The 24,127-nt window shown below is 56.8% G+C and carries 24 protein-coding genes, 5 pseudogenes and 1 other annotated feature; of the genes and pseudogenes, 14 read left to right on the plus strand and 15 right to left on the minus strand.

Features of this window, described 5'->3' with window-relative positions; all coding sequences use genetic code 11:
* The 4 genes from H261_RS24925 to H261_RS18780 all read right to left on the minus strand — a co-directional run.
* The coding region (locus H261_RS24925; protein WP_152426967.1) for a hypothetical protein at nt 1-886 on the minus strand (886 nt) is incomplete at its 3' end.
* A gap of 171 nt (nt 887-1,057) precedes the next feature.
* The gene (locus H261_RS18770; RefSeq protein WP_008620692.1) at nt 1,058-3,082 is read right to left on the minus strand and encodes an AAA family ATPase; all 2,025 of its coding nucleotides are present in this window, start codon (nt 3,080-3,082) and stop codon (nt 1,058-1,060) included.
* An 89-nt stretch (nt 3,083-3,171) separates the two neighbouring features.
* Nucleotides 3,172-3,708 (minus strand): hypothetical protein, encoded by a 537-nt coding sequence (locus tag H261_RS18775; protein WP_008620698.1) that lies wholly within the window; start codon nt 3,706-3,708, stop codon nt 3,172-3,174.
* A 12-nt stretch (nt 3,709-3,720) separates the two neighbouring features.
* Entirely contained in the window at nt 3,721-4,353 is a 633-nt protein-coding gene (locus H261_RS18780; RefSeq protein ID WP_008620699.1) for a hypothetical protein, read from the minus strand.
* Between the two features lie 90 nt (nt 4,354-4,443).
* Between H261_RS18780 and H261_RS24025 the strand changes: the two genes are divergently transcribed.
* From H261_RS24025 to H261_RS18800, 3 genes and pseudogenes are all read left to right on the plus strand, one after another.
* Nucleotides 4,444-4,722, plus strand: coding sequence for a helix-turn-helix transcriptional regulator (locus H261_RS24025; protein ID WP_008620701.1), 279 nt, complete (start codon nt 4,444-4,446; stop codon nt 4,720-4,722).
* A 75-nt stretch (nt 4,723-4,797) separates the two neighbouring features.
* Nucleotides 4,798-5,030 (plus strand): annotated as a pseudogene (locus H261_RS26185) (IS481 family transposase); the annotation flags it as partial.
* Nucleotides 5,031-5,142: 112 nt separating this feature from the next.
* Nucleotides 5,143-6,263 (plus strand): IS3 family transposase gene (locus tag H261_RS18800; protein WP_235062984.1). Its coding sequence is split into 2 segments (ribosomal slippage): nt 5,143-5,323 and nt 5,323-6,263, totalling 1,122 coding nucleotides; the frame shifts between segments, so codons are not numbered across the junction.
* Nucleotides 5,316-5,432, plus strand: a sequence feature (AL1L pseudoknot). Its footprint overlaps the gene before it by 117 nt.
* Nucleotides 6,264-6,305: 42 nt before the next feature.
* On the opposite strand, the pseudogene H261_RS26190 reads toward H261_RS18800, so the two are convergent.
* The 5 genes and pseudogenes from H261_RS26190 to H261_RS18820 all read right to left on the minus strand — a co-directional run.
* Nucleotides 6,306-6,476, minus strand: a pseudogene (locus H261_RS26190) (helix-turn-helix domain-containing protein); the annotation flags it as partial.
* A gap of 32 nt (nt 6,477-6,508) precedes the next feature.
* Nucleotides 6,509-6,976 (minus strand): MucR family transcriptional regulator, encoded by a 468-nt coding sequence (locus tag H261_RS18805; RefSeq protein WP_008620706.1) that lies wholly within the window; start codon nt 6,974-6,976, stop codon nt 6,509-6,511.
* Nucleotides 6,969-7,244, minus strand: a complete 276-nt coding sequence (locus H261_RS18810) for an HU family DNA-binding protein (protein WP_008620707.1) — start codon at nt 7,242-7,244, stop codon at nt 6,969-6,971. Before H261_RS18810 ends, H261_RS18805 begins: the two co-directional genes overlap by 8 nt.
* A 409-nt stretch (nt 7,245-7,653) precedes the next feature.
* Nucleotides 7,654-8,055, minus strand: coding sequence for a DUF1465 family protein (locus tag H261_RS18815; protein ID WP_008620708.1), 402 nt, complete (start codon nt 8,053-8,055; stop codon nt 7,654-7,656).
* Between the two features lie 20 nt (nt 8,056-8,075).
* The gene (locus H261_RS18820) at nt 8,076-9,761 is read right to left on the minus strand and encodes a methyl-accepting chemotaxis protein (protein WP_040476869.1); all 1,686 of its coding nucleotides are present in this window, start codon (nt 9,759-9,761) and stop codon (nt 8,076-8,078) included.
* An 866-nt stretch (nt 9,762-10,627) separates the two neighbouring features.
* On the opposite strand from H261_RS18820, the gene H261_RS18825 reads away from it, so the two are divergent.
* From H261_RS18825 to H261_RS23545, 6 genes and pseudogenes are all read left to right on the plus strand, one after another.
* Nucleotides 10,628-10,840, plus strand: a complete 213-nt coding sequence (locus tag H261_RS18825) for a hypothetical protein (protein WP_235062982.1) — start codon at nt 10,628-10,630, stop codon at nt 10,838-10,840.
* A gap of 150 nt (nt 10,841-10,990) precedes the next feature.
* Entirely contained in the window at nt 10,991-11,605 is a 615-nt protein-coding gene (locus tag H261_RS18830; RefSeq protein WP_008620711.1) for a LuxR C-terminal-related transcriptional regulator, read from the plus strand.
* 169 nt (nt 11,606-11,774) lie between these two features.
* Nucleotides 11,775-12,181 (plus strand): annotated as a pseudogene (locus H261_RS18835) (transposase); the annotation flags it as partial.
* Nucleotides 12,179-12,358 (plus strand): annotated as a pseudogene (locus tag H261_RS25840) (transposase); the annotation flags it as partial. The pseudogenes H261_RS18835 and H261_RS25840, both read left to right, overlap by 3 nt.
* Nucleotides 12,359-12,385: 27 nt before the next feature.
* On the plus strand, nt 12,386-13,099 hold the full coding sequence (locus H261_RS18845) for a sensor histidine kinase (RefSeq protein WP_008620715.1): 714 nt from the start codon (nt 12,386-12,388) through the stop codon (nt 13,097-13,099).
* 521 nt (nt 13,100-13,620) lie between these two features.
* On the plus strand, nt 13,621-15,012 hold the full coding sequence (locus H261_RS23545; protein ID WP_052004336.1) for a sensor histidine kinase: 1,392 nt from the start codon (nt 13,621-13,623) through the stop codon (nt 15,010-15,012).
* Between the two features lie 286 nt (nt 15,013-15,298).
* Here the strand turns inward: H261_RS23545 and H261_RS18855 are convergent.
* Nucleotides 15,299-15,671 (minus strand): annotated as a pseudogene (locus H261_RS18855) (transposase); the annotation flags it as partial.
* A 362-nt stretch (nt 15,672-16,033) separates the two neighbouring features.
* On the opposite strand from H261_RS18855, the gene H261_RS18860 reads away from it, so the two are divergent.
* Nucleotides 16,034-16,951, plus strand: a complete 918-nt coding sequence (locus H261_RS18860; protein WP_081609005.1) for an IS1595 family transposase — start codon at nt 16,034-16,036, stop codon at nt 16,949-16,951.
* Here the strand turns inward: H261_RS18860 and H261_RS18865 are convergent.
* The 3 genes from H261_RS18865 to H261_RS24035 all read right to left on the minus strand — a co-directional run bounded on the left by H261_RS18865 (nt 16,948) and on the right by H261_RS24035 (nt 19,456).
* Nucleotides 16,948-18,252, minus strand: coding sequence for a nucleotidyl transferase AbiEii/AbiGii toxin family protein (locus H261_RS18865; RefSeq protein WP_008620721.1), 1,305 nt, complete (start codon nt 18,250-18,252; stop codon nt 16,948-16,950). The two genes, H261_RS18860 and H261_RS18865, sit on opposite strands and share 4 nt — an antisense overlap.
* A complete protein-coding gene (locus tag H261_RS18870) occupies nt 18,249-18,956 on the minus strand; it encodes a type IV toxin-antitoxin system AbiEi family antitoxin domain-containing protein (RefSeq protein WP_008620722.1) in 708 nt (235 codons plus the stop codon). The genes H261_RS18865 and H261_RS18870 overlap by 4 nt, the downstream gene beginning before the upstream one ends.
* 188 nt (nt 18,957-19,144) lie before the next feature.
* Nucleotides 19,145-19,456: an EAL domain-containing protein gene (locus H261_RS24035; protein WP_235062983.1), complete on the minus strand. Its 312-nt coding sequence runs from the start codon at nt 19,454-19,456 to the stop codon at nt 19,145-19,147.
* Between the two features lie 381 nt (nt 19,457-19,837).
* Between H261_RS24035 and H261_RS18875 the strand changes: the two genes are divergently transcribed.
* Both H261_RS18875 and H261_RS24040 read left to right on the plus strand, forming a co-directional pair.
* The gene (locus H261_RS18875) at nt 19,838-20,164 is read left to right on the plus strand and encodes a type II toxin-antitoxin system RelE/ParE family toxin (RefSeq protein WP_040476875.1); all 327 of its coding nucleotides are present in this window, start codon (nt 19,838-19,840) and stop codon (nt 20,162-20,164) included.
* Nucleotides 20,161-20,442, plus strand: coding sequence for a helix-turn-helix domain-containing protein (locus H261_RS24040; RefSeq protein WP_008620724.1), 282 nt, complete (start codon nt 20,161-20,163; stop codon nt 20,440-20,442). The genes H261_RS18875 and H261_RS24040 overlap by 4 nt, the downstream gene beginning before the upstream one ends.
* A gap of 150 nt (nt 20,443-20,592) precedes the next feature.
* On the opposite strand, the gene H261_RS24045 is transcribed toward H261_RS24040, so the two are convergent.
* The gene (locus H261_RS24045) at nt 20,593-21,039 is read right to left on the minus strand and encodes a Fur family transcriptional regulator (protein WP_008620725.1); all 447 of its coding nucleotides are present in this window, start codon (nt 21,037-21,039) and stop codon (nt 20,593-20,595) included.
* 254 nt (nt 21,040-21,293) lie between these two features.
* Here H261_RS24045 and H261_RS18885 point away from each other — a divergent pair, with 254 nt between their 5' ends.
* A complete protein-coding gene (locus H261_RS18885) occupies nt 21,294-21,674 on the plus strand; it encodes a response regulator (protein ID WP_008620726.1) in 381 nt (126 codons plus the stop codon).
* 85 nt (nt 21,675-21,759) lie between these two features.
* Here H261_RS18885 and nrdR read toward each other — a convergent pair whose 3' ends face one another.
* Nucleotides 21,760-22,221 (minus strand): transcriptional regulator NrdR, encoded by a 462-nt coding sequence (nrdR, locus tag H261_RS18890; protein ID WP_040476877.1) that lies wholly within the window; start codon nt 22,219-22,221, stop codon nt 21,760-21,762.
* Between the two features lie 327 nt (nt 22,222-22,548).
* On the opposite strand from nrdR, the gene H261_RS18895 reads away from it, so the two are divergent.
* Nucleotides 22,549-24,063: a diguanylate cyclase gene (locus H261_RS18895; RefSeq protein WP_008620729.1), complete on the plus strand. Its 1,515-nt coding sequence runs from the start codon at nt 22,549-22,551 to the stop codon at nt 24,061-24,063.
* Nucleotides 24,064-24,127: the final 64 nt, after the last annotated feature.

Consider the following 24,127-nt stretch of genomic DNA (forward strand, 5'->3'; position numbering starts at 1 on the left):
GGTTGTTTCGAATCGTCTCTTCCGCAGGCAAATCCTTTTCTCGCACGATTCTGCCTTCGGCCAGCAACTGCAGTCGCAGCCATTCTCTCAGCCAGCGGGCTTCCTCGATCGGCCTTTCCTCGACCTGGCCTGCCGCAACTCGATCAAGAAATTTTTCAATGTAAGTTTTGATGTGGAATGGACGTCGCCCCTTGGTCTTTCGGAGCACGCAGATTGCACTATCCGAGACGATCGGCGTGACCTCTATGACGGGGGCTGGGGTGGTGATGCCTTGATCCTCGACCGGGCTATTTTCCGACACAGCAGAGTTGGTCGGCGGGAGAGAAAAACTGTCTGTTATAGGGAGGGGAGGTTGAGGTGGGCTGGGAACGTAAGATTCAATTGGGTTCCTAAAATTATGAAATTTACAAAAATCAGGAAATTTTTTGGCCGGAAAAATAAAATACTCAATCATTTTCTGACATTCTGATGGGTATGATTTCCAGGGGACTTCGGAAAGTAGTGCTAGAGTTTCTTTGCGATAAATTTCTGACCTGGACCATGCGGCTAAGAGCTGGTCAACAAGTTGTTTAAGGTGGGTTTTGCACCCGGCCTTTATCTTTCGAGAAATGGCGAGTGCCACCTTTCTCTGGTCTAGGGGCGCTAAACAAGGCATCGGATGCAGGTCGCGCAGGATGTCGTCATCAAAAGAACTGTGGAGTGTCCAAATCAATGATTGACGGTTTCTTGGGTCAGGACCCGGCGTGTGGATACTATCTTTCCAAATTTCCTGGACAAGACTGTCGTTAATTTGCTTGATATCAATGTCAGGATTCGCGGCTGCAAGATCTTGTGACAAATTACCAAAATAGTACTGATTTTCTGTCCGTTCAAAGAACTCGCTCATATTTATTTCTCGCCTCTTATCCTGGCATTTTCGCAATGATCACCAACGGCAACCCGGTAAATTCCGGATTGCCAAGCGTTTGGACCTACCATCTGTTATAACCGATTCAGGGTGAGGCCGTGGGGCGGAGATTTTTCCGAACATCGCGGCTCCCATCTCCACCAATTGCTGTCACCCAACCTCCTGGATTTGTGGCGCTGGCGTCGGCAGTAAGGCCGCTACCTCCTCTCCAGTCATGATCTCGACCTCAATCAACCGGTCAACAATTCGGAGCACCGCGTCTGCGTTGGCAAGGATCAGTTCCTTTGCCACAGCATAGGCTCGGTCAAGGCGGTCCTCGAGTTGCCGCGCAATATCCGGCCGGCGAATGAGGAGGAGGTCGATGCTCTCCGGTGTCGGCATCCCAGACCAGACTGGCGTGGCCGCTCCGCTCAGCCCCAGAGCCGTGATGGCTGAGGTCGCCGCCAGGGTGGCTTTGGCAATGTCACTCTCAGTGCCTCCGCCAGCGCCAGAGGATACCGTGCCGAGGATGACCTCCTCCGCCGCGCGGCCAGCCAGCAGAATGGTGAGGAGGCAATCAATATCCTCGGACGTGGCCAAATCGAGCTCGGGGCGAAGGCTCATAACCCCGCCCCCCGTGGTTGTTGTCTGCCTGATACTGACATACTGAAGTGTGTTTGAGTGAAAATGCGAAATAGCAATGGCATGGCCGGCTTCATGTACGGCACACCTGCGCAGAGCTGTATTGCTCATTGTCGGGGCATTACCACGGATCTCTAAAACAAGATCGTCCAGACTCAGGGATCGCGCCGCTTGACGCCCACGACGCTTGGCGCCCCTGACCCAGCGAGCGACGTCAGCTCCTGATCCGCCAAGGGCCAGTTTGGCCGCAATGGACAGGTCCGCACCGGGTAGATCACCGGCAAGATGATGGCGCATGATCTGCCTCAGTCCATCTTCATCTGGCAATGAGATTACAATGTGGCGGTCCAGGCGCCCCGAACGGGTGATGGCAGGATCAATCCGGCCGGGAAGATTAGTGGCACCGATAACGACAACGCCTTCCCGTGATGTAACTCCATCCAAAAGCTCGAGGAATCCGTTGATTACCTGCACCGAGTAATCCTTATGGCCAGAGTTGAGATTTGCTCGGTCGCCAAACCCATCGATCTCATCCACCAAGATGATGCAAGGGGCTGCAGCCCGTGCCTCTTCAAAGGTCTTACGCATTGATTTGAGGAGATCGCCCAGATGTCCGGACGATTGCCACTCGCCAAGCGACGCTGCGATCAGCGGCACACCACAGGAGCCAGCCAAAGCGCGTGCAAATGTCGTCTTTCCGGTTCCTGGGGGGCCGGACAGCAGTACACCGCGGTCAATGTCAGACCATGTCAAAGCGCCGTCAATATAGTCAGAGAGATCGCGAGCCAGGGCTTGACCCCAGGTGACGGCCTCATCCATTCCACCCAGCATGTCCAGCGTCAGGGTAGGGGGCTTCCGCCGTCCTTCGATTAAGGCCTTCAGTCGGTGGATTGCGTTGCTTGCATCCTGACCAGGGCGGAGCGTAAGCCGCAGATCATCTGGTCCGACCTTGGTGGCGATGGCGTCCGAAATCTCTTCGATTGCCGTCGTGCCGGTCAGTTCCGCGATCACCTCGATGATCAAGGTCTTGTCTGGCGGCTGGACCGTCAACGTGGCGTCCGCTGCGTCAAGCAGGGCGGATGGCAGCTGGGAGGCTGGGTCGGCAGCAAACCCGGCGATGCGCCCATTGTGCATGAGGGTGGTCGCGACGGCGGTGGACGACCCTTCAGCGCTCTTTCTTGGCGCATACTCCTCGGATCGGACATAGGCAACATAGGGCGGGTCTTTCGGATCATACCAACGGAAATCGGATGCCGAGGGGCTGTCGCCATTTGTCATCTGTCGCCCACCCAGCAGCTTCGCCGACCACGATTTGGCAATGGCCTTTATCCAGGGTGCGGGGGCCGTTACCACGACAGCGGTACCCTGCTGTTTGGCGACTTCAAGGGCAGTGGGATTGGCAGTCAAGGCAATATCGAGCATACGGTCAGCGAGCAGCGCAGCTGGATCTCGCGGTTGCGGCAGGGGCTCGCCGGGATCAATTTGATTGGGATGGTCGGCTTGGTCCATCTGGGTGGCAAAGCCGTGCTTTTTGGATGGGCGCGGAGATTTCATGGCGTCCTCACTGGCGTGCGCATTGTGATCTTGCGACGCCACGACGAAGACATGGCGTCAGTTTTTGACGGGCGGTTCGATGACAGAGGTCACAAGACGGCCTCCACCCCATTGCGGCTCGTGGTCCATCCCAGGCACTTGCCCAGATCAATTCCCCTCAGGCGGGCTTCCTGGGCGGCGTTGTCTGACCATTTCTGCCAGTTCTCGCCGAGGCGCTGTGGCGATGTGTGGTCGAGCAAGGACAGGGCCCGGCGGCCTGCCGGTCCAATCGGGGCACCATGTCGCAGCCAGCGACTCCCGGCGGTCGCGTCCCAACCCAGGGAGAGGGCAAAGCCTTTGGCGGTGACCCGTTTCCCGATATCGCGGAGCCGCGCAAGAAATGCTCCGGCCTCAGGGGCATGCAGGGTCGGCGAGGCAGTCGGGCGGAGCATCATCCAACGCAGCACCAAGGCATGACATGGTTCGGCAAGCTGTTCCGGTGTCAGGCGGATATCGCGGACAATGGAACTCCAGCGACTGGAGGTGGCTCCCAAAAGCCAAGCCATATCGGAGGAATTCAGGCGCAGAATTTCCTGAATGGCCGCGATATGGCCAATGCGAATGGGGGTTGAGTCGTAGGTCTTCATATTGGGCTCTCCTTAGATTCGCATTGTCGGAGCATTGATATTGGGCAGGCTCGCCAGCATCTGGCCCCAGGCCCGCAGGCCCTGCTCAACAGTCAGGGCTGGCATGGCAGGATTTTCTGTCAGCCTGAAGGCGTAGCCCCGGATGGTGGGCAGGCCCAGGCCGCTGAACGGCAGCACCGTCACACGCACTTGGCCGTCCATCAGCTGAGTGAGGATGGATCGCCCATCGGTCGCGCCGCATTCGTAGGTTTCAGACAGGCCGCTTGCGTGCCAGACCAGCAAATCTGCACGGAGGGGATGGCGTCCCTGGCTGGCGGCGGCTTCGGGCTCAAGCATGGCGCTGGCATCGGTGGCCAACGCGATGAGGCGGGCATCGACCTTGAGACGACGATGAGCTTCAGACTCGTGGCAGTTGGGCTCGTCAGCCAGGAGCTCGTCAACCAAGCCTTCGGCGACCATCGGCCGCCAAGGCAGCTCGACATCGTCGATGGCAATCCAGCCGTCGCAGATCGCTTCGGCGAGCAAGGTCGCGTCCTTATGAGCCCGAGGCAGTCCGTTGCCTTGGGCATGGAGCAGGTTGGCAAGCAGTTCGTGGGGTGCCATCCTGATGGTGGCGGATCTGGGGAGGTAGGTGCATTCGCTCATGATGCGGTTCCTGACAATTTGATGGTTGTTCCTGGATGGATCGGATGTCATGATTTATGTCATAACGCACAGAACAAGACAACATAAAAAATGTCATACGACACAAAAATTCCAATATCGCCGCAGCAATCTCGCGCCGCCCGTGGTTTGCTGGGGTGGTCACAAAGCGACTTAAGTGATCACTCTCATGTGGGGCAGAAGACGATTGCAGATTTCGAACGAGGGGCGCGCATACCTCAATTCAGGACGCTCAATGATATCGTCCGCTCATTCGAACAAGTTGGAATTGAATTTATCCCTGATGGAAGCAGTGGAGAGGGCGTGCGTTTTAAGTTGCCGCAACTTGATCGACAACTATTGTCGAAATAAAGATTTTGGTGGTGTGGCTGGATTTGTTCATAGATTTGATGGTGCAATCTACTCGCCGTAATGGAAGGAGGCGCTATGGGCCAAGCACTACACGGCTACGCCACCACGACAGAGGCTGTCTGTCGAGCAATACAAGATAGTCAAGAGTGCCTGAGAGATCCCTTGCCACGCACTACGGGATCAATTTGGAGGCCGTTACTACGTGGAAGAAAAGTGGCTCGGTCTCCGATCTGCTGACCGGGCCGAGGGGGGCCAAATTGACGATCCTGACCGTCGAGGAGGACGCCATCATCGTAGCGTTCCGTCGATGAACCGCCCCAGGATTGCCGGAGGCTGGTTTGATCAAATCTATGCGGCGACGGGGATGTCGTCGAGCATGGCGTAGTATCGTTCCTCGGCCTCGGCGGGCGGGATGTTTCCATCGCGGCCAAGATCGGTTGCGCCCCGCACACGCTGAACGAATGGATCAAGAAGGCGGAGGTCGATCGCGGCCAGCGGGCGGGGATTCCCTCGGACATGGCCGCGAAGATGAAGGCTCTGGAGCGCGAGAACCGGGAACTGCGGCAGGCCAACGAGATCCTTCGCAAGGCGTCCGCATATTTTGCCCAGGCGGAGCTCGACCGCCGGTTCAAGCCATGATCACCTTCATTGACGATCATCGTGGGGCCTACGGGGTCGAGCCGATCTGCAAGGTGTTGCCGGTCGCCCCATCCACCTATCACGCCCATGTGGCTCAACGCCTCGATCCGGCCAAGCTGTCGGCGCGAGCCCGGAGGGACCTGACGCTGAAGCCGGAGATCGCCCGGGTATTCGCCGAGAACTTCGAGGTCTACGGGGCCCGCAAAGTCTGGCGCCAGCTTGGACGCGAGGAGATTTCGGTAGCCCGTTGCACGGTAGAGCGGCTGATGCGCCAGATGGCTCTGCAAGGGGTGATTCGCGGCAAGGCCGTGCGAACCACCATCAGCGACAGGGCGGCACCTTGCCCACGGGACCACGTCAATCGGCAGTTCCATGCCCCGGCGCCAAACCGGCTGTGGCTGTCCGACTTCACCTATGTCTCGACCTGGTCGGGCTTTGTCTACGTCGCCTTCATCATCGACGCCTTCGCCCGGCGGATCGTCGGCTGGCGGGCGAGCCGCACCGCCCATGCCGGCTTCGTCCTGGATGCGTTGGAACAAGCCCTGCACCAGCGCCAACCGGTTCACAAGAGCGGGCTGATCCACCACAGCGATCGGGGCAGCCAGTACGTCTCGATCAAATACACTGAGCGTCTCGCCGAGGCAGGGATTGAACCATCGGTCGGAAGCGTCGGTGACAGCTACGATAACGCCTTGGCCGAAACCATAAACGGCCTCTACAAGGCCGAGGTCATCCACCGCAGGGGGCCGTGGCGGTCATTCGAGGCCGTCGAGTTCGCCACTCTCCAATGGGTCGACTGGTTCAACCACCGGCGCCTGCTCGAGCCCATCGGAAACATCCCGCCCGCCGAGGCCGAGGAACGATACTACGCCATGCTCGACGACATCCCCGTCGCCGCATAGATTTGATCAAACCAGCCTCCGGCAATCCTGGGGCGGTTCACCGCCCAATGTTTCCTGGCTCATACCCAGAAGGGTCCGGCGAAGCTTCACACGGGCACCAACATGGATATCAACGGGGTTGGCACTACCATCAGCCAATCGGCCACGAGATGACCGCGCCCTTCCTGATGGCTTGCTGGCTGGAACAGGCTTGGTGCTTTTCCGTGGCGGCATGATGAGCGTCCTCAATGGGTTCGCCTGTAACGTCAGGTCTTCGGCTTGGACCACCGTGAGGGTGGATAGCTATGCCGGGGAGGATTGGTGGTCTCGCCGCCTTCAGCAGGGGGCTTAGGCTTCCGGCCGAGGCCAATCGCAATCGCCATATCCGACCGCTTCTGGGCGTATTTGGGTGCCGTCATTGGGTAATCGGCGGGCAGATTCCACTTGGTGCGGTATTGCTCCACCGAAAGTCCGTGCCCGGTAGCGAGGTGGCGTCTCAGCATCTTCTGGTGCTTGCCGCATTCCAAACAGGTGATGGCGTCAGGTGTTACGGATTTCCGAATTGAAACGGCGGGGCTCTGGCTTTCGGCCAGTACAGGGGCCGGAGTGCCGGTGCCGAACAGGGCCGAATAAGTGACCTGGATCAGATTGGGGACGTCGGTGACCGCCACCTCGTTATTCCGCAGATATGCCGTCACGATCTTGGCGGTAAGCGCCCTGGTATTGTCAGCCATTCACCGCGTCCTTCAGACCTTTGCCCGCCGTAAACTTGGGAGCCTTGCCCGCGGCGATGGTGATGGCGGCACCAGTTGTCGGGTTGCGGCCTTGACGAGCGGGGCGTGCGGTAACGGAGAAGGAGCCAAATCCCACCAGACGCACATCATCTCCAGACTTCAGGGCGGCGGAGATGGCATCAAACACCGCATCGGTGGCCTTTCCCGCATCGCCCTTGGTGATGCCGACGACTTCCGCAACCTTGCTGACCAGATCAGACTTGTTCATTTCTTCCCTCTATTTTTTTCTAGAGCGATGCCATGAACAACGACCATGGTCAACATTCATCAGCAGACTGCCATGTTCTATGGGCGCAGCACAGTTCTCACGGCTACCGGAATCGGGAACGCGACCTAAGGCACTCATGGCAGCGTTGGACGGCATCAACATCAAGATGGGAAAGGGATCGGTCGGTTCCAGGGTGGGCCACTCAGTTTACTCTAATTTGGTAATGTTGGGGCAGGCAGACCGAAGTGGCGCTCAGATACCTCATCTGCCGCGGCCATCCCGACCGAAGGGCGGTTGTCGGAGGTGCAGCGGCCAGATGCTGCGCCAGGGCCGGCAGGCGGTAGACCCATTGCTGCCATCCTGGGGCGGGACCGGCTTGAAGGTAATGCCGTCCGAGGCGGTATAGTAATCAATGCAGCATTCGCCTTATAATGTGTTGTTCTAGTCGTTCCACCCGTGCGAATAGGCGCCAAGAGCGATCCATCAGTCTACGAAATCCCAAAGGGAGGCTGGTATCCTCTTCACCACTTCGATCCAAGCATACATCGGTGTAGGTGAGGCGCCTCTCTTCGGCCAAAGCCTCCTCTGGGGTCAGCTCACCAGCGTGAACCGCCTTTTGAAACATCAGCCACGCCATAACCTGCGTCAGGCGGGAAGTGACGCGCATTGCCTCGCAGTTCAGCCGTAGGCCGACATTGTCTCCAAGGCGCTTCCGTTCTCGACGTTCGCAGTACCGCATATAGTTTCGAGCCTCGACCAGAAGGCCCATGGTCTCATCGAACGTTCCTCGAAAAAAAGCCGCGTCCTGCATCGGCAGTCTCCCCAGGCTGATTAGCCATTGCGAACCTTGGCGACGAAATCTCCGACCAATCGACGGAGCGACGCGGACTCCGAAGACAGCTTCTGCGCAGCACAAAGAACCATAGCCGAGGACTGTCCGGTTTCACTGGCAGCTGAGGTGACGCCACCGATGTTGCTGGAAACCTCTTGGGTGCCCCTAGCCGCCTCTTCCACGTTACGGGCGATCTCCTGCGTTGCAGCTGATTGCTGCTCCACGGCAGATGCAATCGCCGATGAAATTTCATCGATCCGGCCGATGGTTGAATTAACACTTTGAATTGCCCCAACGGCACGCCCCGTCTCGGTCTGAACGGTATTGATCTGCTGTGCGATCTCATCGGTCGCCCGTGCCGTCTGATTGGCAAGGCTCTTGACCTCGTTGGCAACCACGGCGAAGCCCTTGCCAGCCTCGCCCGCGCGAGCAGCCTCAATAGTCGCGTTCAAGGCAAGTAGGTTGGTCTGACTGGCAATGTCGTTGATGAGTTTGACAACTTCGCCAATTCGTCCGACCGCTTCAGACAGCCCATGGACGATCGTATCAGCATGAGACGCCTCATCAACGGCATTGCGTGCGACGCGTGCAGCATCGCTCACCTGCCGTCCAATCTCCGAAACCGAGGCTGATAGTTCTTCGGCGGCGGCGGCAACGGTCTGAACATTGGCACTTGCTTGTTCGGAAGCGGCGGCCACAGCATTGGCCTGAGCAGAAACCTGCCCGGATAGAGAGGACATGGTTTGGGCTGTCAGTTCCATATCCGAAGATGCACCGGCAACATTGTCCACCACCGTGGCAACGCTGGATTCGAACTCTCCGGCCAAGCGCTGCATTTCCGAACGAAGCTGCTGATCAGCCCGCAGCTTGGCATCGGCAGCCTCCGTCTCGACGCGAGATTTGTCGATGGCATTGCGTTTGAAAACCTCGACTGCACGGGCAATCTGCCCAGCCTCATCTTTTCGCTCAGTGCCGAACACGTTGATTGAAACATCGCCTTCGGCAAGGCTCTGCATGACCGAGGTAATCTGGTGAATGGGCACGGAAACCGAGCGAGCAATCAGGGTCGACAGCACCACGCCGAGAATGATGCCAAGGCCCACGAGGCTAAAGCTGACTGTCCGATCAGATGCATAGTTAGCCTCTCCCTCCAAGAAGGAAGCGTTGGCTTCTTCTCGCTGATAGTCCATCAGTTTGCGGAGGGGGGTGGCGGCCTTGCGAAACTGTTCAGTACCCGGTCCTAGCAAATCGATACGCGCACCTTCCTGGTCACCGGCAGTGATGCGGTCCCAATTAGAAGTCAGGTAGGCGCGATATAACTTGAACCCAGCCTCAGCGTCACGAGCCAGGGCCGCCTCTTGAGCAGTCATCTGGGAAGATGCATAGCTCGCCCACGCCTTGTCCAAATCACTCATCTGCTTTCTGAACTCGTCCCTCAGCGCCGCCACCTTGGCAGAGTCGCGCTCCACCGTGGCACTGACCGTCCGGATGCGGATGCGATGGAGGGCATCCACGACCCCGGAAAGATCGCTAAGCGCCTTGGTGGTGTCCTGGGCGACCCCTTTGAAGCTGTCGTGCATTCGGCTCAACCCGTGAATGCCGAACCCACTGGTGGCGATCAAGATCGTCAGCATAATGGCGGTCAGGGCGGTCAGCCGCCGAGCAATGTTCCAGTGGAAAGCCATCACGTCCCCCAGGGAAGCCACATTGAAAGTGTAGGGCGATTTTCATCTAGAATAATTCCTATCACTAATGTAGCTGATGTAAATGGGGGCGGGAAGAGGTGAGGCTCACGGCTGCCCACCGTCCGGATGGGTTCGAAGGGCTGAACATGGCACAGCCGGGACGGCTGCTCGGCAAAATGTCAGCGATTGGGACCTGCACTGAGCAACATAACCTCCGCCATGGGCTCAATTCAGATGCAGAGTGTCTTTCGATTGTCCGACCGATTTGGGTCAGCCTGAGCCGGTCAGCCGGTACGCTGCGGCCGACCGCTCTACCCCAGACACCCGTCGTTCGGTGAGAACGCTTGCGGCGGCCCTTGAGTGTAAACCTGAGCTGGTCGGCCCCGGCGCGGCAGGCGACCGCTGTGCCCCGGCAACCGCCAGTCAGCGGGAACGCCCGCTATGCCGGGTCAGTGTCGCTATCGGACCCAGACTGCTACCACCCCCGCAATAGCAGCCATCACAGCCAGCCACGCAAACCATGGCTTGGAGCGGCGGCGAATTGGCGGAGGCGCAGATAGACCAAAGTGACGCATGAGTGTTCCAAAATGCAGATGGCCGACCGGGTGGCTGTCGAAGGCGGCCCGGTCGGCCTCGCGGGGGGCCGAATTGGCGAAACTGCTCCCCTGAACGAATTTTGCTCTATCTCCAAGCGCAGTCAAGCAATTGATACCGGCAGACAAGACGCGCGGTGAGCCCGTTGGCAGCCGCGCAGCAAGTGACCGCTATGCCCCCAGGTTGGGCTGATCCCATAATCTTGGTTTCAATCTGTCACTTGATCAGACCGTCGTCAGTATGCAATGAAACGCTCCCAAGGGGAGTGGATCATGAAAGCTGTTTCCCTCGGCGATCTTTATCAGAGTAACGGTCGGAGCCGGACGGTTTGGTCGGTGGACAGCATCATCGACGTCCCGAAGTCGGGAACCATGGTGCGGCTGGCGAAGATCGATGGTTATGGCTCGGTAACCGTCCATCTGTCTCAACTGGGAGTCGGCAGCGGCTTCACCAAGATCGATGAGGTTCTCATCCAGACCCGTTGACACGCCAAATGATGGAACTGTGTGTTTATAGTGTGTGCCCGAATTTCAAGTGGATCTGCATTATCGGGTGCATTCCAGACAGAATCGAAGCACACTTTGGGCGTGGATCTCATATAGCCAACGGCGTGAAAAGTGGGCTTGGCATTTCCGATGAAGATCCTTATTGCCGATGATCACCAGTTGTTTCGCGAGGGTCTGCGTCACATCCTCACCCTGTACGTGGAAGCTTCGCAAATTGTGGAAGCGAGCAGTTTCGCAGAAGTCATTGAGGCGGGAGAGCGTGAATCGGGCATCGACTTGGCTCTGCTCGATCTGACAATGTCCGGTGGGCCTTGGCCTGAATGTCTAAGGAAATTGCGTCATTTGCTTCCGTCGCCAGCGCACATCGTAATCGTTTCTGACGTCGCTGACCGGTCCGCCGTCAATCTTGCTATCGACCTCGGAGCGTCGGGTTTCATCACTAAAGCATCATCCAGCCAAGTTTTTCTGGCGGCGCTAAACTTGGTTGTGGCTGGCGGCATTTACCTTCCTGCGGAGTTTGCCGATCCCGGTAATCAGCTGGTTACTGCCACAGTCGAGGTGCCGAATATTACTCACCTCACTTCGAGGCAGCGTGAGATTCTCAGCCAATTAAAGACTGGAAAGTCGAACCGGGAAATAGCTACAGATCTTGGTCTGGCTGAGGGCACTGTGAAGCTTCATGTAACGAGCATACTAAAAGCTTTGTCCGTTCGATCTAGGACACAAGCCGCTTTGCTTGCTTAAAAATTGCCGTAATCTGTTCGCAGATGACTGCGGATTGCCCGGAGTTGACGGCGCGGCCCGTGTGAAGTGCTGTCTCGCCTAATGACCCAATTGGGTCATGGACCCTGACCTGTTCCCAGAAAATGTATCCGGTCTGAGGTAGAGTTCGTCGACGACAGGAGACGGACTTATGAAGCGCAGTCGTTTCACGGAAGAGCAGATCATCGGCATCCTCAAGGAGCAGGAGGCCGGTGCGAAGATGGTTGATGTGTGCCGCAAGCACGGGATCTCGGACGCCACTTTCTACAAATGGAAGGCGAAGTACGGCGGCATGGAGGTGTCGGAGGCCAAGCGGCTGAAGGCGCTGGAGGATGAAAACGCCCGGCTGAAGAAGCTGCAGGCCGAAGCGATGCTCGACAACGCCGTTTTGAAAGAGATTTCCTCAAAAAAATGGTGACGCCCGCCGTCAGGCGTAGCGTCGTCGCTCATGTCCGGGAGTTATTCGGGCTGAGTGAGCGTCGGGCGTGTTGCATCGTGGGGATTTCCCGGCGGGTGGTCCGTTATCGGTCCTGCCGCCCCGACGACGGAGCGATCCGCTGCACCGAGGTCGTCGGAATCTTCCCCAACGAAGCCGCCATCACCCGCCTGATCGGCGCCATCCTGCTGGAGCAGAACGACGAATGGGCCGTCCAACGCTCCCGCTACATGACCCTGGAATCCGTCACCCAACTGAGCGATGATCCTCTCGTCTGCCTGCCCATCGCGGCGGAATGACGATCCCGGCCATGCCCGCCGGAGATCATGACGGCCAAGGCGCTGTTACACCAACTCCTGGGACACGATCCTTATGTCGCCAGCCATGACCTCCGAGAACCGCTGCGGATGGTCAGCAGCTATCTCAGTCTGCTGGAGCGGCGCTATTCGGATCAGCTCGATGAGGCTGCGCGGGAATTTATTGGGTTCGCTCGCGATGGGGCCAAGCGGTTAGACCGTCTGGTGCTTGATCTGCTGGAATTATCGCGTGTTAATAGATGTGGCGAAGCTATTACCGCCATGCCAATCATGCCTGCGGTGCAATTGGCACTAACTAATCTGGGGATGGCGATCAAAGACAGCGGGGCGACGATCACTGTCGATGACGCGATCCGATCATCCTGGGTGATGGGAGATCCCACTCAGGTCATGAGGCTGTTCCAGAACCTGATCGGCAACGCGCTCAAATACCGAAAGCCTGACGTAACACCGATTATCCGGATTGACGGTCGACACCTGGACCGTCATTGGGAGTTCAGTGTGGGCGACAACGGCATTGGCATTGCGCCGGAGTATTTTGAGCGCATCTTTGGCATTTTCCAGCGTCTGCACGCACGTGAAGAATACGACGGTACCGGGATCGGCCTTGCGATCAGCAAGAAGATCATTGAGCGACATTCCGGAAGCATTTGGCTGGCGTCGATGCCTGACGACGGAACGACCTTCTACTTTACGCTGCCGGAAGGTTCAGTCCCAACCTGATCAACTGGTCCACAGACGAGAAATGGCACAACGGGGCCGGATCGGACCTTTGCCTTGAGCGGCGGCTATCGGAGGTGCAGCAGTCATCCATCGCGCCGGGGCCAGTCGGCCGTCCATGACCCAACTCGGCCATTTGGCAGGACCGCCGTCCACATCTACAGGTTGTTAGCCCGAATTGATCTATTGACGAGGCCAAAAGAAACACCACAATCTCCATAGGGGGCGGTTTCGCCAATTCGGTCCCTCGCGAGGCCGACCGTGTAGCCTTCGACAGCCACCCGGTCGGTCATCTGCTTTGGATGTGGGGGCGTTATGGGGTACGTTGGACTATCTGCGCCGCCGCCAGTTCGTCGCCGCCCCAAGCCTTGGTTTGCATGGCTGGCAGTGGCTGCCGCTATCGCTGGTGTGGTGGCGGTCTGGGTCCGGTAGGGGCTGCGTGATTTATCGCGTGTCCCCCAATAGGTCGTCTCATGACGAAATCAATTTTCTATCTCTCGTTTCTGTATGCGGGGGGGTGACGGGTGAAACTCGACATATCCACCTTGTTCTTCGTCCTTGGTGGAGCGTCAGTTTTGGCGAGCGCCTTTGCGTGGTTCCTATTCATCAACAACAGGGCCATCAACGGCGTCCTGGCTGTTGCCCTGTCTAATTCATTTTTCGCCTTCGGCTTCGGGGCTATAGCATTGCGAGCGGTACTGCCCGGATGGCTTTCATTTGTCGCAGGGAATGTGGCCATATTTTGTGGATATGCGCTGGTTCTTTTTGGTCTTCTACAGTTCACAGGAAGAAGGGCTGGCTGGCGCTTGCTACTGGGTGGCATGGCCATTTACGGCTCTGAATACGCTTATTATTTTTTTATTGATGACAATTTTAAGATGCGACTCTTATGCTATCTACTGGTCTACTCTGTGACATCCCTATGGGCCTTCACTGTGACCATCTCAGAATTTCGTAAGACCCGGATGACTTCGTATCTGGCTGCGTCAGCATTCTTGCTCTTCCTGTCGATTTCATTCCTTGTCAGCGCGGCTCTGTCTAATCCCAGCGACAGGGTTAAGGACATCTATTCGCTGACGGCGATCAACGCATCGGTAGTGTTCGAGCAGATCATCTTTGTCATCGGCTGGATCATTTCGTTTATCTTGATGGTTAACGAACGATTGATCGACGAAAAAAATCAGGTTCAAAATGCACTAAATGATAAAAACATGATATTGGAGCAGTCAAACGCTGACCTTGAGCAATTTGCCTATGTTGCATCACACGATCTACAGACTCCACTAAGTAATATGGTTCGATACGCCCAGCTGCTTGAGCATCGATATAGTGGGAAAATTGACTCAGATGCTGACGATTTCCTTCGCTTTATTGCTGAAGGCGGGAAGCACATGACCAATTTGATTCACGATCTTTTGGCATTTTCCCGAACATCGCAACAATTGGAGCTTTTAAGGCCGATACCTGCTGGGGATGCCATAGCACGGGCTTTGAAAAATCTTGAACTGGACCTGCATGCATCCGGAGCAGAGGTTACAGTCGGTGATCTGCCGACGGTTATCGCCGATCAGACCCATCTCGTCAGTTTGTTTCAGAACCTACTCAGTAACGCCATCAAATATAGTGCGCCAGACCGCAGGCCGGTGCTTTCGGTGAGTGCGGAACGTATGCCCAGCAACGACTGGCGCTTTGCTGTATCCGATAACGGCATTGGTATTGAGTCGCAATATCACGGCAAGATCTTCGAGATATTTCAGCGTCTTGACCCTATGTCCTACAAGGATGGCACTGGCATCGGCCTGACACTTTGTCGGCGAATTGTCCACCGTTTCGGCGGCGAGATTTGGCTAGAGTCTGAGCTGGGCGAAGGCACGACGTTCTTCTTCACGCTCAAGGATGGTGCGGACCAATCCTGATCGCTTCCCAAGGACGACCGGTTGTAGCACATGGGGGCTCTTCGCCGTGAACGACGGGTGTCTGGGTAGAGCGGTCGGCTGCAGCGTACCGGCCGCCCAGCTCAGGCTGACCTATCTCAGACGTTTCAACGGTCTGCCGAAGACTGCGGGGCAGTGTGTGGCGTTATGTTAGGAACGATCACCTCATCTGCGCTCATGATTCCTCGAGCCTTGCCCGACATCTTGGCCTGATACATGCGGGCGTCGGCCAGTTCAATCAGTGCTGGCCAGTCTTGGGCATTATCGGCGAGCGGGGCTGTCCCAACACCAGGCAAGCCCGCGCTCCGACACCGCCAACCGCTCGCACACCGCCATGATGCAACACCGGCGACGGGCGGGGCTCAGAAGTTTCCCCGGGCGGCCTCCTTCAAAATCAGCTTGTCGATGGTCAGGTCAGCCACCGCCTTGCGCAGCCGATCGTTCTCGCGCTCAAGCTCCTTGAGCCGCTTGGCCTGAGAGACCTTCATCCCTCCGTATTCCTGGCGCCAGCGGTAGTACGTCACTTCCGTCACCGACAGCGCCTTGGCGACGTCGGCCACCTTCCGGCCTTGCGCCAGAAGCACGTCCGCTTCACGCAGCTTGCCGATGATCTCTTCGGCGGTATGTCTCTTCTTCGGCATGGAATGTCCCCTTCATGGTCAGTTGAATTATTACATTCAACATGGAGCCATTCACGGGGGGAGGGGCAATCCGTCTATCGGGCTTTGGAAATAGCCGGATGAATTTCCAAAGCTGATAATGAGGATACCCCTGAATTTGCGTATCAGCCCAGATAAGCCATTATAGGCATGCTCAGGATGAGTCCAGGTAATAATATTGTTATTATATATAATTACTATTTAAGGTTAAAAGTTAAAAGGCTTATCCCTGTCAGTCAGGTGACCACCAGCCATAGCTGACATCAGCCCTTGCGCGGGCTCAATTCCGCCTTATATGAGGCTTCCTCAGCGCAAAGGAAGCGATCATGCCGAGCCGCTGGCACATCAACGATCGACCGCAGTCCCTGACGGCTTTCCTCCGGCGTTTTCCGGACGATGCCGCCTGCGCCAGCTATCTCCATGAGAAGCGGTGGCCGGACGGATTTGTCTGTCCGGCCTGTGGTGCCTGTAAGGGTTGGGAATTATCCTCCAAGCGCTGGACCTGGGAATGTGGCGAATGCGGTCGCCAGACCTCGGTGACCGCCGGCACGGTCATGCATCGGTCCAAAGTATCGCTGCGGACATGGTTCCTTGCCGCCCACATCATGGCGACGCATTCCAACGGAATGTCGGCGCTGCAGATGCAGGCTCATCTGGGTCTCGGCAGCTATAAGACCGCCTGGCTGCTGCTTCATAAGCTGCGCCGAGCCATGGTCAACCCGGAGCGTGATCTCCTGGTCGGTGACGTCGAAGTCGACGAGACGACACTGCCATATCGGACCAAGCGCGATCCCGTGGGCGGCGGCCAGGGCCGCAGCACCATCGGCAAGATGGTGGTGGTTGGCGCAGTGGAACTGCTCGAGGGTAATGCACCCGGCCGAATCCGCCTGGAGACGGTTCCGGACTATTCCGGGTCAACGCTCAAGGGGTTCATCCGCGACGTCGTCGAGCCCAGGTCGGAGATCTGGACCGACGGCAATGAGAGCTATGCCGGCATGACCGGTTACAGCCATCATCCGCGGGTGATCGGCAACATGGCCGCTCACATCCTCATGCCGTGGATCCACCGGGTGTTTAGCAACCTCAAGCGCTGGGCCATGGGCACGTATCATGGCCTGCGGAAGAAACACATCGCCAGCTATCTGGATGAGTTCGTGTTCCGCTGGAACCGTCGGCGCTGGCGCCAAGTCGCGTTCGACAAACTGCTTGGCCTGTCGGTCAGAATCCCGCCGATGGGGTATCGGGAGCTGGTGGAGGGCTAGAATCCGGGACCACTGGCTCCGCCACAGGTGCAGGGGGGCACACGGCAGACAGGGCAAACGGGATCACCGTCGTCATGCTGAATTTCCGGAGACTCACTGTCGGTGACTGCAGTAGCACGCTGAGCCGTCACAAGCTCCATATCTGCATCGGTCAGCGGACTTTCGTGGACCAGGATCGGCTGAGGAGCCAGGGCCAACTGACGGGCAATCTCCAAACGCGTCACGTCACTGGCCGAGACCTCGACAGTGTCCCAGCCGCGGCCGAGGATCTCTGAAACCACCGTGCCAACGGCTGCGGCATCCTCTCTGACGGCAAACCACTGGCGATTCTCTGCCGGACTGTCGGAGCAGCGTGACACCACCACATGCGGTGGCGAGAACGGGATGCGATACAGCTTTTCCTCAAGGGTGGCGAGCATGGCTCCGTACTTGGCCCGGTTAGTTTTCTGCAGCTTCTCGATGTTCTGAAGCTTCCACTTCACCGACGGCAGGTCGGCCAACCCTGGGAACGGCAACAGCGACCAGTCTGGCTTGGCCATCTTCACGCTGCGCAGGTATTGCCGCTCGCTCATGGTCAGGCTGGATGGCAAGGTCTCGAACAGCCATGTGCGCGTAGCCTCCAAGGCATCCTGGGAGACTGTCTCAACGGTCATGCCCACGAACTCGTTGGCGTAGGCGTGCGAAATGTCCTGCGCGTTGGGCGTCAGGATCTCGTTGATGGGCCGATTGTGGCCAGAGACGTAGGCCAGGAACACCTGTCGCATGGTGTTGCTGATGCCCCCATGGCTCTCGCGTAGCTTCATCACGTCGAACAGATCGCGCGGGTGCTGCCGGTCCATGGCTGCCACCAGCTTGCTGGCGTAGATCTCATCTACCGCCAGCATGGGCAGCTTCAGCGTACGCTTGAACATGGCCCTGGCCGCTTCCCGAAGCTCTGCGGTGACCGGCGGCAGTACCGTCCCACGGAACACGGTATTCGCCTCGACCTTCACCGTCTGGCGTCCTCGCGACACCATCAGCTTGAAATCTTCCGCCTGCGACCGTGGCGGCGGCACGGTGAAGCCGCGCTTGTTCAGTGTTTGCCGAACCAGTTCGAGTTGCTGCTGGATGTCCTTCAGCGCTTCATCTCGCGATTTGGAGCCGTCCCGGTAGACGAGGTCAATATCCACCGACAGCCTGGGCATGTCCTGAACGAACAGATTGATGGCCGTGCCGCCCTTCAGCACGAAGGCACCTGAGGCGAAGATAAACGGGGCGATGTCGATGAGGAGCTGAACGGTCTCCGTGTATCCCTGTTTCATAGCTTCAACGTCCCCCCAGGCGTAGTGACCACATAGCCGCTAGACGATCCCGTGTGGACGCGTTCGAGATTCAACTCCTCCAACACAGGCAGCGTGGCCTTACGCGCTAGCATCAAGAACAGACGCACCGTCTTGACGCTCGTGCAGTCCTCCAGCAAGGACTGCATCAGGTCAGGCCGTAGCCCGTAGAGCATCTCGACCAGATTCTCAGCCTCTTCCATTCCCTGCCGGGACGGAACGTCGCTCAATAGCTCCAGAACGGCCCGCTCGGGCTCAGACACTGGCGCGCCATCGGCATTGGTCTCCACAGCCAGGGCGTCGCCGCCGCCGAACAGCTTCCTGTTTCGGGAAGCCAACGGGAATCTCTCGACCAGCCACGGTGCCACCTTGACCTTGCCGTGCGAGTACAGGACCGTGCGGTCCTCGATATGCAGGTTGTGGCGGAAACCGGCCCAGGCCAGCGCAGTCTTGCCCCCAACATGGCCGTGGGCCATGGCGACCGACAACGACTTCTCCAGCACCGGCGTGTCACCTTTGCGCATGAAGAAACCATGCCCCAACCTCTCAAGCCACCCATGCACGACATAGTGGCGCGCGAGCTGTGCAGACACCCCGTGCTCGGCCAGCCAGCGGGCGGTCAGCGGCCGCCCAGGCTCAGCTTGGGTCAGAACGAATTTGAGATGTGACGCATTATCTAAAGTCATGCTTTATATTATGCCTGATTTTTCAAACATACGCCAGTGTGGCGTTCGTGGCCTCGTCGCGCAGCAGGCAGAGGTCTGGACAACCCTATAACTGCTTCACAGAGCACATTGTAACCGGCTCAAACGACAGCGGTGCGGCCTTTTATGCGCCATACGACGACAAGTAGGTGTCACGTCAACAGTTTGTGTTAACCGTACTTAACGGGATAAGCATTAAAGTTAATGCTCGAGTCTAAAGCCATGGAGTTAACAGCGGGTCGCGAAAATAAAAATCCTTGTACATAACGCACACCGGCATCACGAAGAACTTTTAATTCTTGAGTCCGCTCCACTCCCTCGGCGACAACATCAACGCCAAGCTCCTGACATACCTTTATCATTCCCAGGGCAATTGTACGGCGTCGTTGATCATGGTCGATATTGCGGACCAGGGCGACTTTTTGCCGGTCCCACCATTCGGTTTCCATCATGAAGGTCCGAGCTTCAACCAGTAGAGCCATGGTTTCTTCAATAGGGCCGCGAAAATATGCAGTTGTTTGCATCCTCGCACCTCATGCCACCACCAAGACGGGCGAATGTTTATTAAAATGCTAACATGCGAAGTTCCGCCATCATGTGCCAATCAAAACCAAATGTCATACTTCAGCCCAGCCAGCCATATACAGTATTGCGGTTATTTCCTGATAGATGGATCTCGATCATCGTGGTTCAATCCCCTCGTGGCTTCTTCCCAAGACGAACAGCCACCACCGATGTGGATGCCCCCCGCCTTTATCCGGCCGTCGAACGGTTCCTCGGTCGAGTGCTCGCCGTTTCGAGGCCGCTAAACCTTCCCATTTAGTTATCTTCCAATAATCGCTATTTTGCGATATGGTATGTCCATGGAATGGAAGGTCGAAACCCTCAACGAAATCGTGGACGCGGAAATCGCTGTCTTGCCCAAGGATATGCAGGCCCGTTTTCTGCGGATAGCCGGGATGATTGAGTCCACTGGGTTGGAAGGTATGGGGCATCCTCATGTGAAGCCGCTTGAGGGCAAGTTATGGGAGATGCGGCTAATGGGCCGCGACGGCATCGCCCGTGCCCTCTATGTGACCGTCACTGGTCGGCGGGTCGTGGTAGTGCGGGCCTTTGTAAAAAAGACTCAGAAGACGCCTCGCCAGGAGATTGAACTCGCATTGGCTCGGGCCAAGGAGATTTTGAAATGACCAGCCTGAATGATCTCAAGGCTAAAATGCTGGCTGATCCCGAGGTTAAGGCCGAATATGACCGTCTCGCTCCCGAGTTCGAGATTGCGGAAACCCTTATCCGTGCCCGGCAACGGGCGGGTCTATCTCAGGCCGAAGTCGCAAAAAGGATGGGCACCACCCAGTCCGTGGTTGCACGGCTGGAAAGTGGTCGTTCCCTTCCTTCATCGACTTCACTGGCACGCTACGCCGCCGCCACAGGAAGCCGCCTTCGTGTTGAGCTTCTTCCTGGTCGATGAGTCCACTGCTGTTCCTGCGTTGGCTCCGTCACCAAGATGGATGCGATCTTGGGTTCATTTATCAAATTACGCAAACCGGGCAACGATTTCACCGCCCAAGGTTTCCTCGCCACCTTGGCTGAATGCTCCCTGGCTTGATGGACGGGATCGCTATTGGTCCTCCTGCCGATCTTCTGGTGTCAGTGGAACCCCAAGAAGCTCAAGGCGATGGCCGATGACCTGATAGCCGTAATCTGCGGCGATCTTCTTTTGCAAAGCTTCAATCTCAACGCAGGAGAATTCGATAACTTCCCCTGAAGTTACGTCAATCAAGTGATCATGATGGTCACTTTCGGCCTCTTCGTATCGGCTCTTTTTCCCATCGCCAAAATCGTGCCGTTCAAGGATGCCTGCTTCCTCAAAAAGTCGCACGGTGCGGTAGACAGTGGGAATGCTGATATGCCGATTGATCTCGACGGCACGGCGATAAACCTCATCGACATCAGGGTGGTCGGTTGCATCTGAAAGGACGCGAGCGATAACTCGCCGCGGGTCCGTCATCTTCATAGATTTTTCAATGCAACGCTGCTCGATACGAGACGGGGGCGATTCATCCACGGCTCACTTCCTGTCGCATTTCATTCACCTGAACAAAACACATACCACAAAAGAATGATGATGCAAGTTAATCGCAACGACTGCGATTTACAACTTGATGGCTGAGCGGCTGCCCCCGGATGTAGGCGGTTACCATTGATCTGATTGGCTCGCCACGGGGGAATGCGTCAGATTCTCAATCTCATTTGCAGGTGACCAAACTTTAGCTTACATACTTATGGTGCGGATGGTTCTTGAATTTTTGGAGCCTCTCAATGCGGGACCAATTGCCCAGGAAGATTATACTGATCATTGAGGACAACGCCCTCAGTTTAAAGCTTTTTAATGACATTCTTCAGGCCAGAGGCTACTCCACCCTGCAAGCAATGGATGGTCGCGAAGCCAAAGAGATTGTCGAGCAGAGCCGCCCAAATCTTATCCTTTTGGATATCCAGTTGCCGGGGGTTTCCGGCCTAGATTTCGCCCGCGTACTGAAGGAAGACGCTGAACTTCAAGCGATCCCTATCATCGCGGTAACCGCGTTTGCTATGAAGGGTGACGAGGAGCGAATCCTTGAAAGCGGTTGTGACGCCTACCTCGCCAAGCCCATCTCAATTGAAAAATTCCTGAACAAGGTGACTGAATTTTTGGGATAGCTATTTCTGCCGTAAAGGGGGGGGCTTCCAGGGGAAAGTAACGGGGATATTGGCCAATACCTTGTAGGCTTATCGTCATGCGGCTTTAGTCATCGCCTTGCCGTCCCATCTTCCCCAGAAAATCGCCAAAATCCTTGGCTTCGCGGAAGTTCCGATAGACGGAGGCGTATCGCAAATAGGCCACCTGATCCATCCCTATCAGCACATCCATGACCAGTTCGCCGATGAGCTTGGACGGAACCTCGTTCTCTCCCAAGCTCTCCAGGCGGCGATGGATGCCATTGACGATGCGTTCGATCTGCTCCTCATCCACTGGACGCTTCCGCAAAGCGATCTGAAGCGATTTGATCACCTTGTCGCGGTCAAAGGTGGACCGGCTGCCGTCCTTCTTGATCACCACCAGATCGCGGATTTGAACCCGCTCGAAGGTGGTGAATCGGGATGCACAGGCTGGACACGCTCGGCGGCGGCGGATGGATGCATTGTCATCAGTAGGGCGGGAATCTTTCACCTGGGTGTCGTCATGTCCGCAAAAAGGACAACGCATACTCGCCCCCCCCCCCATCGATGTTCAGATTGATCATTCAGGAAATGGTCGCCGCCAGCAAGAACAGCGGATGACCGAGACAGGAATTTCAATCCGCAGCGTAGACGTGCCCCGGTGGTCGTCCGGTGACGTGGGCTGGGGGCCGTTTACATATTCGTTGCGTGGGCCAACGATTTGTAACGAGCGGGCTATCTGGGGTCGCTACGGATTGACCTTCCCGTTCGTGCGGATGTAACGCTCATGGTGGAGTTTCTGGAGGCCAGATGTCCAAGCCTCTCAGGAAACACGCGGAGTTGGCATCTGTGATTTGATACGCAGGAACCTGCAATGATGGACGACGGGCGAAATCAGCATGGAGGTGACCAGCATGGAGGTGACCAGGATATTGGGCACCTGCTGAAGCTCGTCGAAATCCCAGAATACCTGAGCATGATCCAGCCGATCATTGACCACCTCCCATGTGGGGTGGCGGTGTTTGATCCGTCCTTGAACATGGTTGTCTGCAATGGGGTGTTTCGGCGTCTGCTGGACCTCCCTGATGAACTGTTCACGGCAGGACTACCATCATTGAAAAAGCTCGCCACGTTCGCCGCTGAACGCGGCGAATATGGCCCTGGCAATCCAGAGGAACTTGCCGAACAGGTCGTACAGCGGGCCATGGCAATGGAACCGAACCAGTTTGAGCGTGTCCGGCCCGATGAAACTATCTTGGAAATCGATGAACGTCCGTTGCCCAATGGCGGATTCGTAACCCTTTACACGGACATCACCGAACGAAGGGCTTTGGCAGAACGCAGCCGTGATCTTGAAGCCCTCAATCTGGAACTGACAAACACCGTTGCGGCTCTCGCAGCATCAAATGCCGAACTCCACGCTGCACGGGAAGAGCTTGAACATCTGGCACAGCGAGATGGCCTGACTGGGGCTTGGACCCGTCGAAGAATTGAAGAAACCGCCCAGCAGGAAATGTTGCGAAAGGCGAGGTACGGCCATCCCGTATCGCTACTCTTCATCGATCTCGACCATTTTAAGCGGATCAACGATACCCACGGCCATGCGGTAGGTGATGATGTTTTGAAAGCCTTCTGCAATATCGCCCGAAAGTGCATGCGGTCTACCGACCTCCTTGGCCGCTGGGGTGGTGAGGAGTTTGTGATCCTTATGCCCAACAGCGGCGTGATGATCGCCAGCCTCCTCGCCGAACGAATCCGCAAGGCAACCATGGCCTTCGAGTTTCCTATTGCGGGACGCGTCACCGCCAGCCTGGGTATCGCGGAATGCCGGGATGACGAATCTTGGGATTCCTGGCTCGCCCGGTCTGATGCGGCCCTATACGCCGCAAAGGCAGGTGGTCGGAACCAAGTTATCAAGGATGCGACCCATGCGGGCGAGGCCGGAGAGGCAGAACTTCTCGATCTGGCGTACATGCGTCTGGGATGGCGAAAGGCTTATGAGTCCGGCCATTCTCTGATCGATAGCCAGCACCGCGACCTGTTCGATCTCGCCAACAATCTTCTGACATCAGTAATCGGAGATCGACCGGATGACGAAGTTGTTCCCCAGGTCGAATCACTTGTGGCCGACCTCACCAAGCACTTTCATGATGAAGAGGTGATTTTTAGGTCAGTGGGCTATTCATCCGCTGATGATCACGCTGAAATCCACAGATCACTGATTATTCGAGCAAATAATCTGGTGGAAAATTTCAAGCAGGGAGAATTGTCGGTCGGAGAACTTTTTAACTACCTTGCATATGACTTCATTGCCAAGCACATGTTGTCCGAAGATCGAAAGTTCTTTGGACTAATTCAGGCAGATTCAATGCGGCAGGCTGAATCCTAATTGATTCTTCGATTTGCGACGACTTGTAACAATAGTTGATATACAGGATTCCGCTGATTGACCC

It is taken from the genome of Paramagnetospirillum caucaseum (assembly GCF_000342045.1).
GTDB lineage: Bacteria > Pseudomonadota > Alphaproteobacteria > Rhodospirillales > Magnetospirillaceae > Phaeospirillum > Phaeospirillum caucaseum.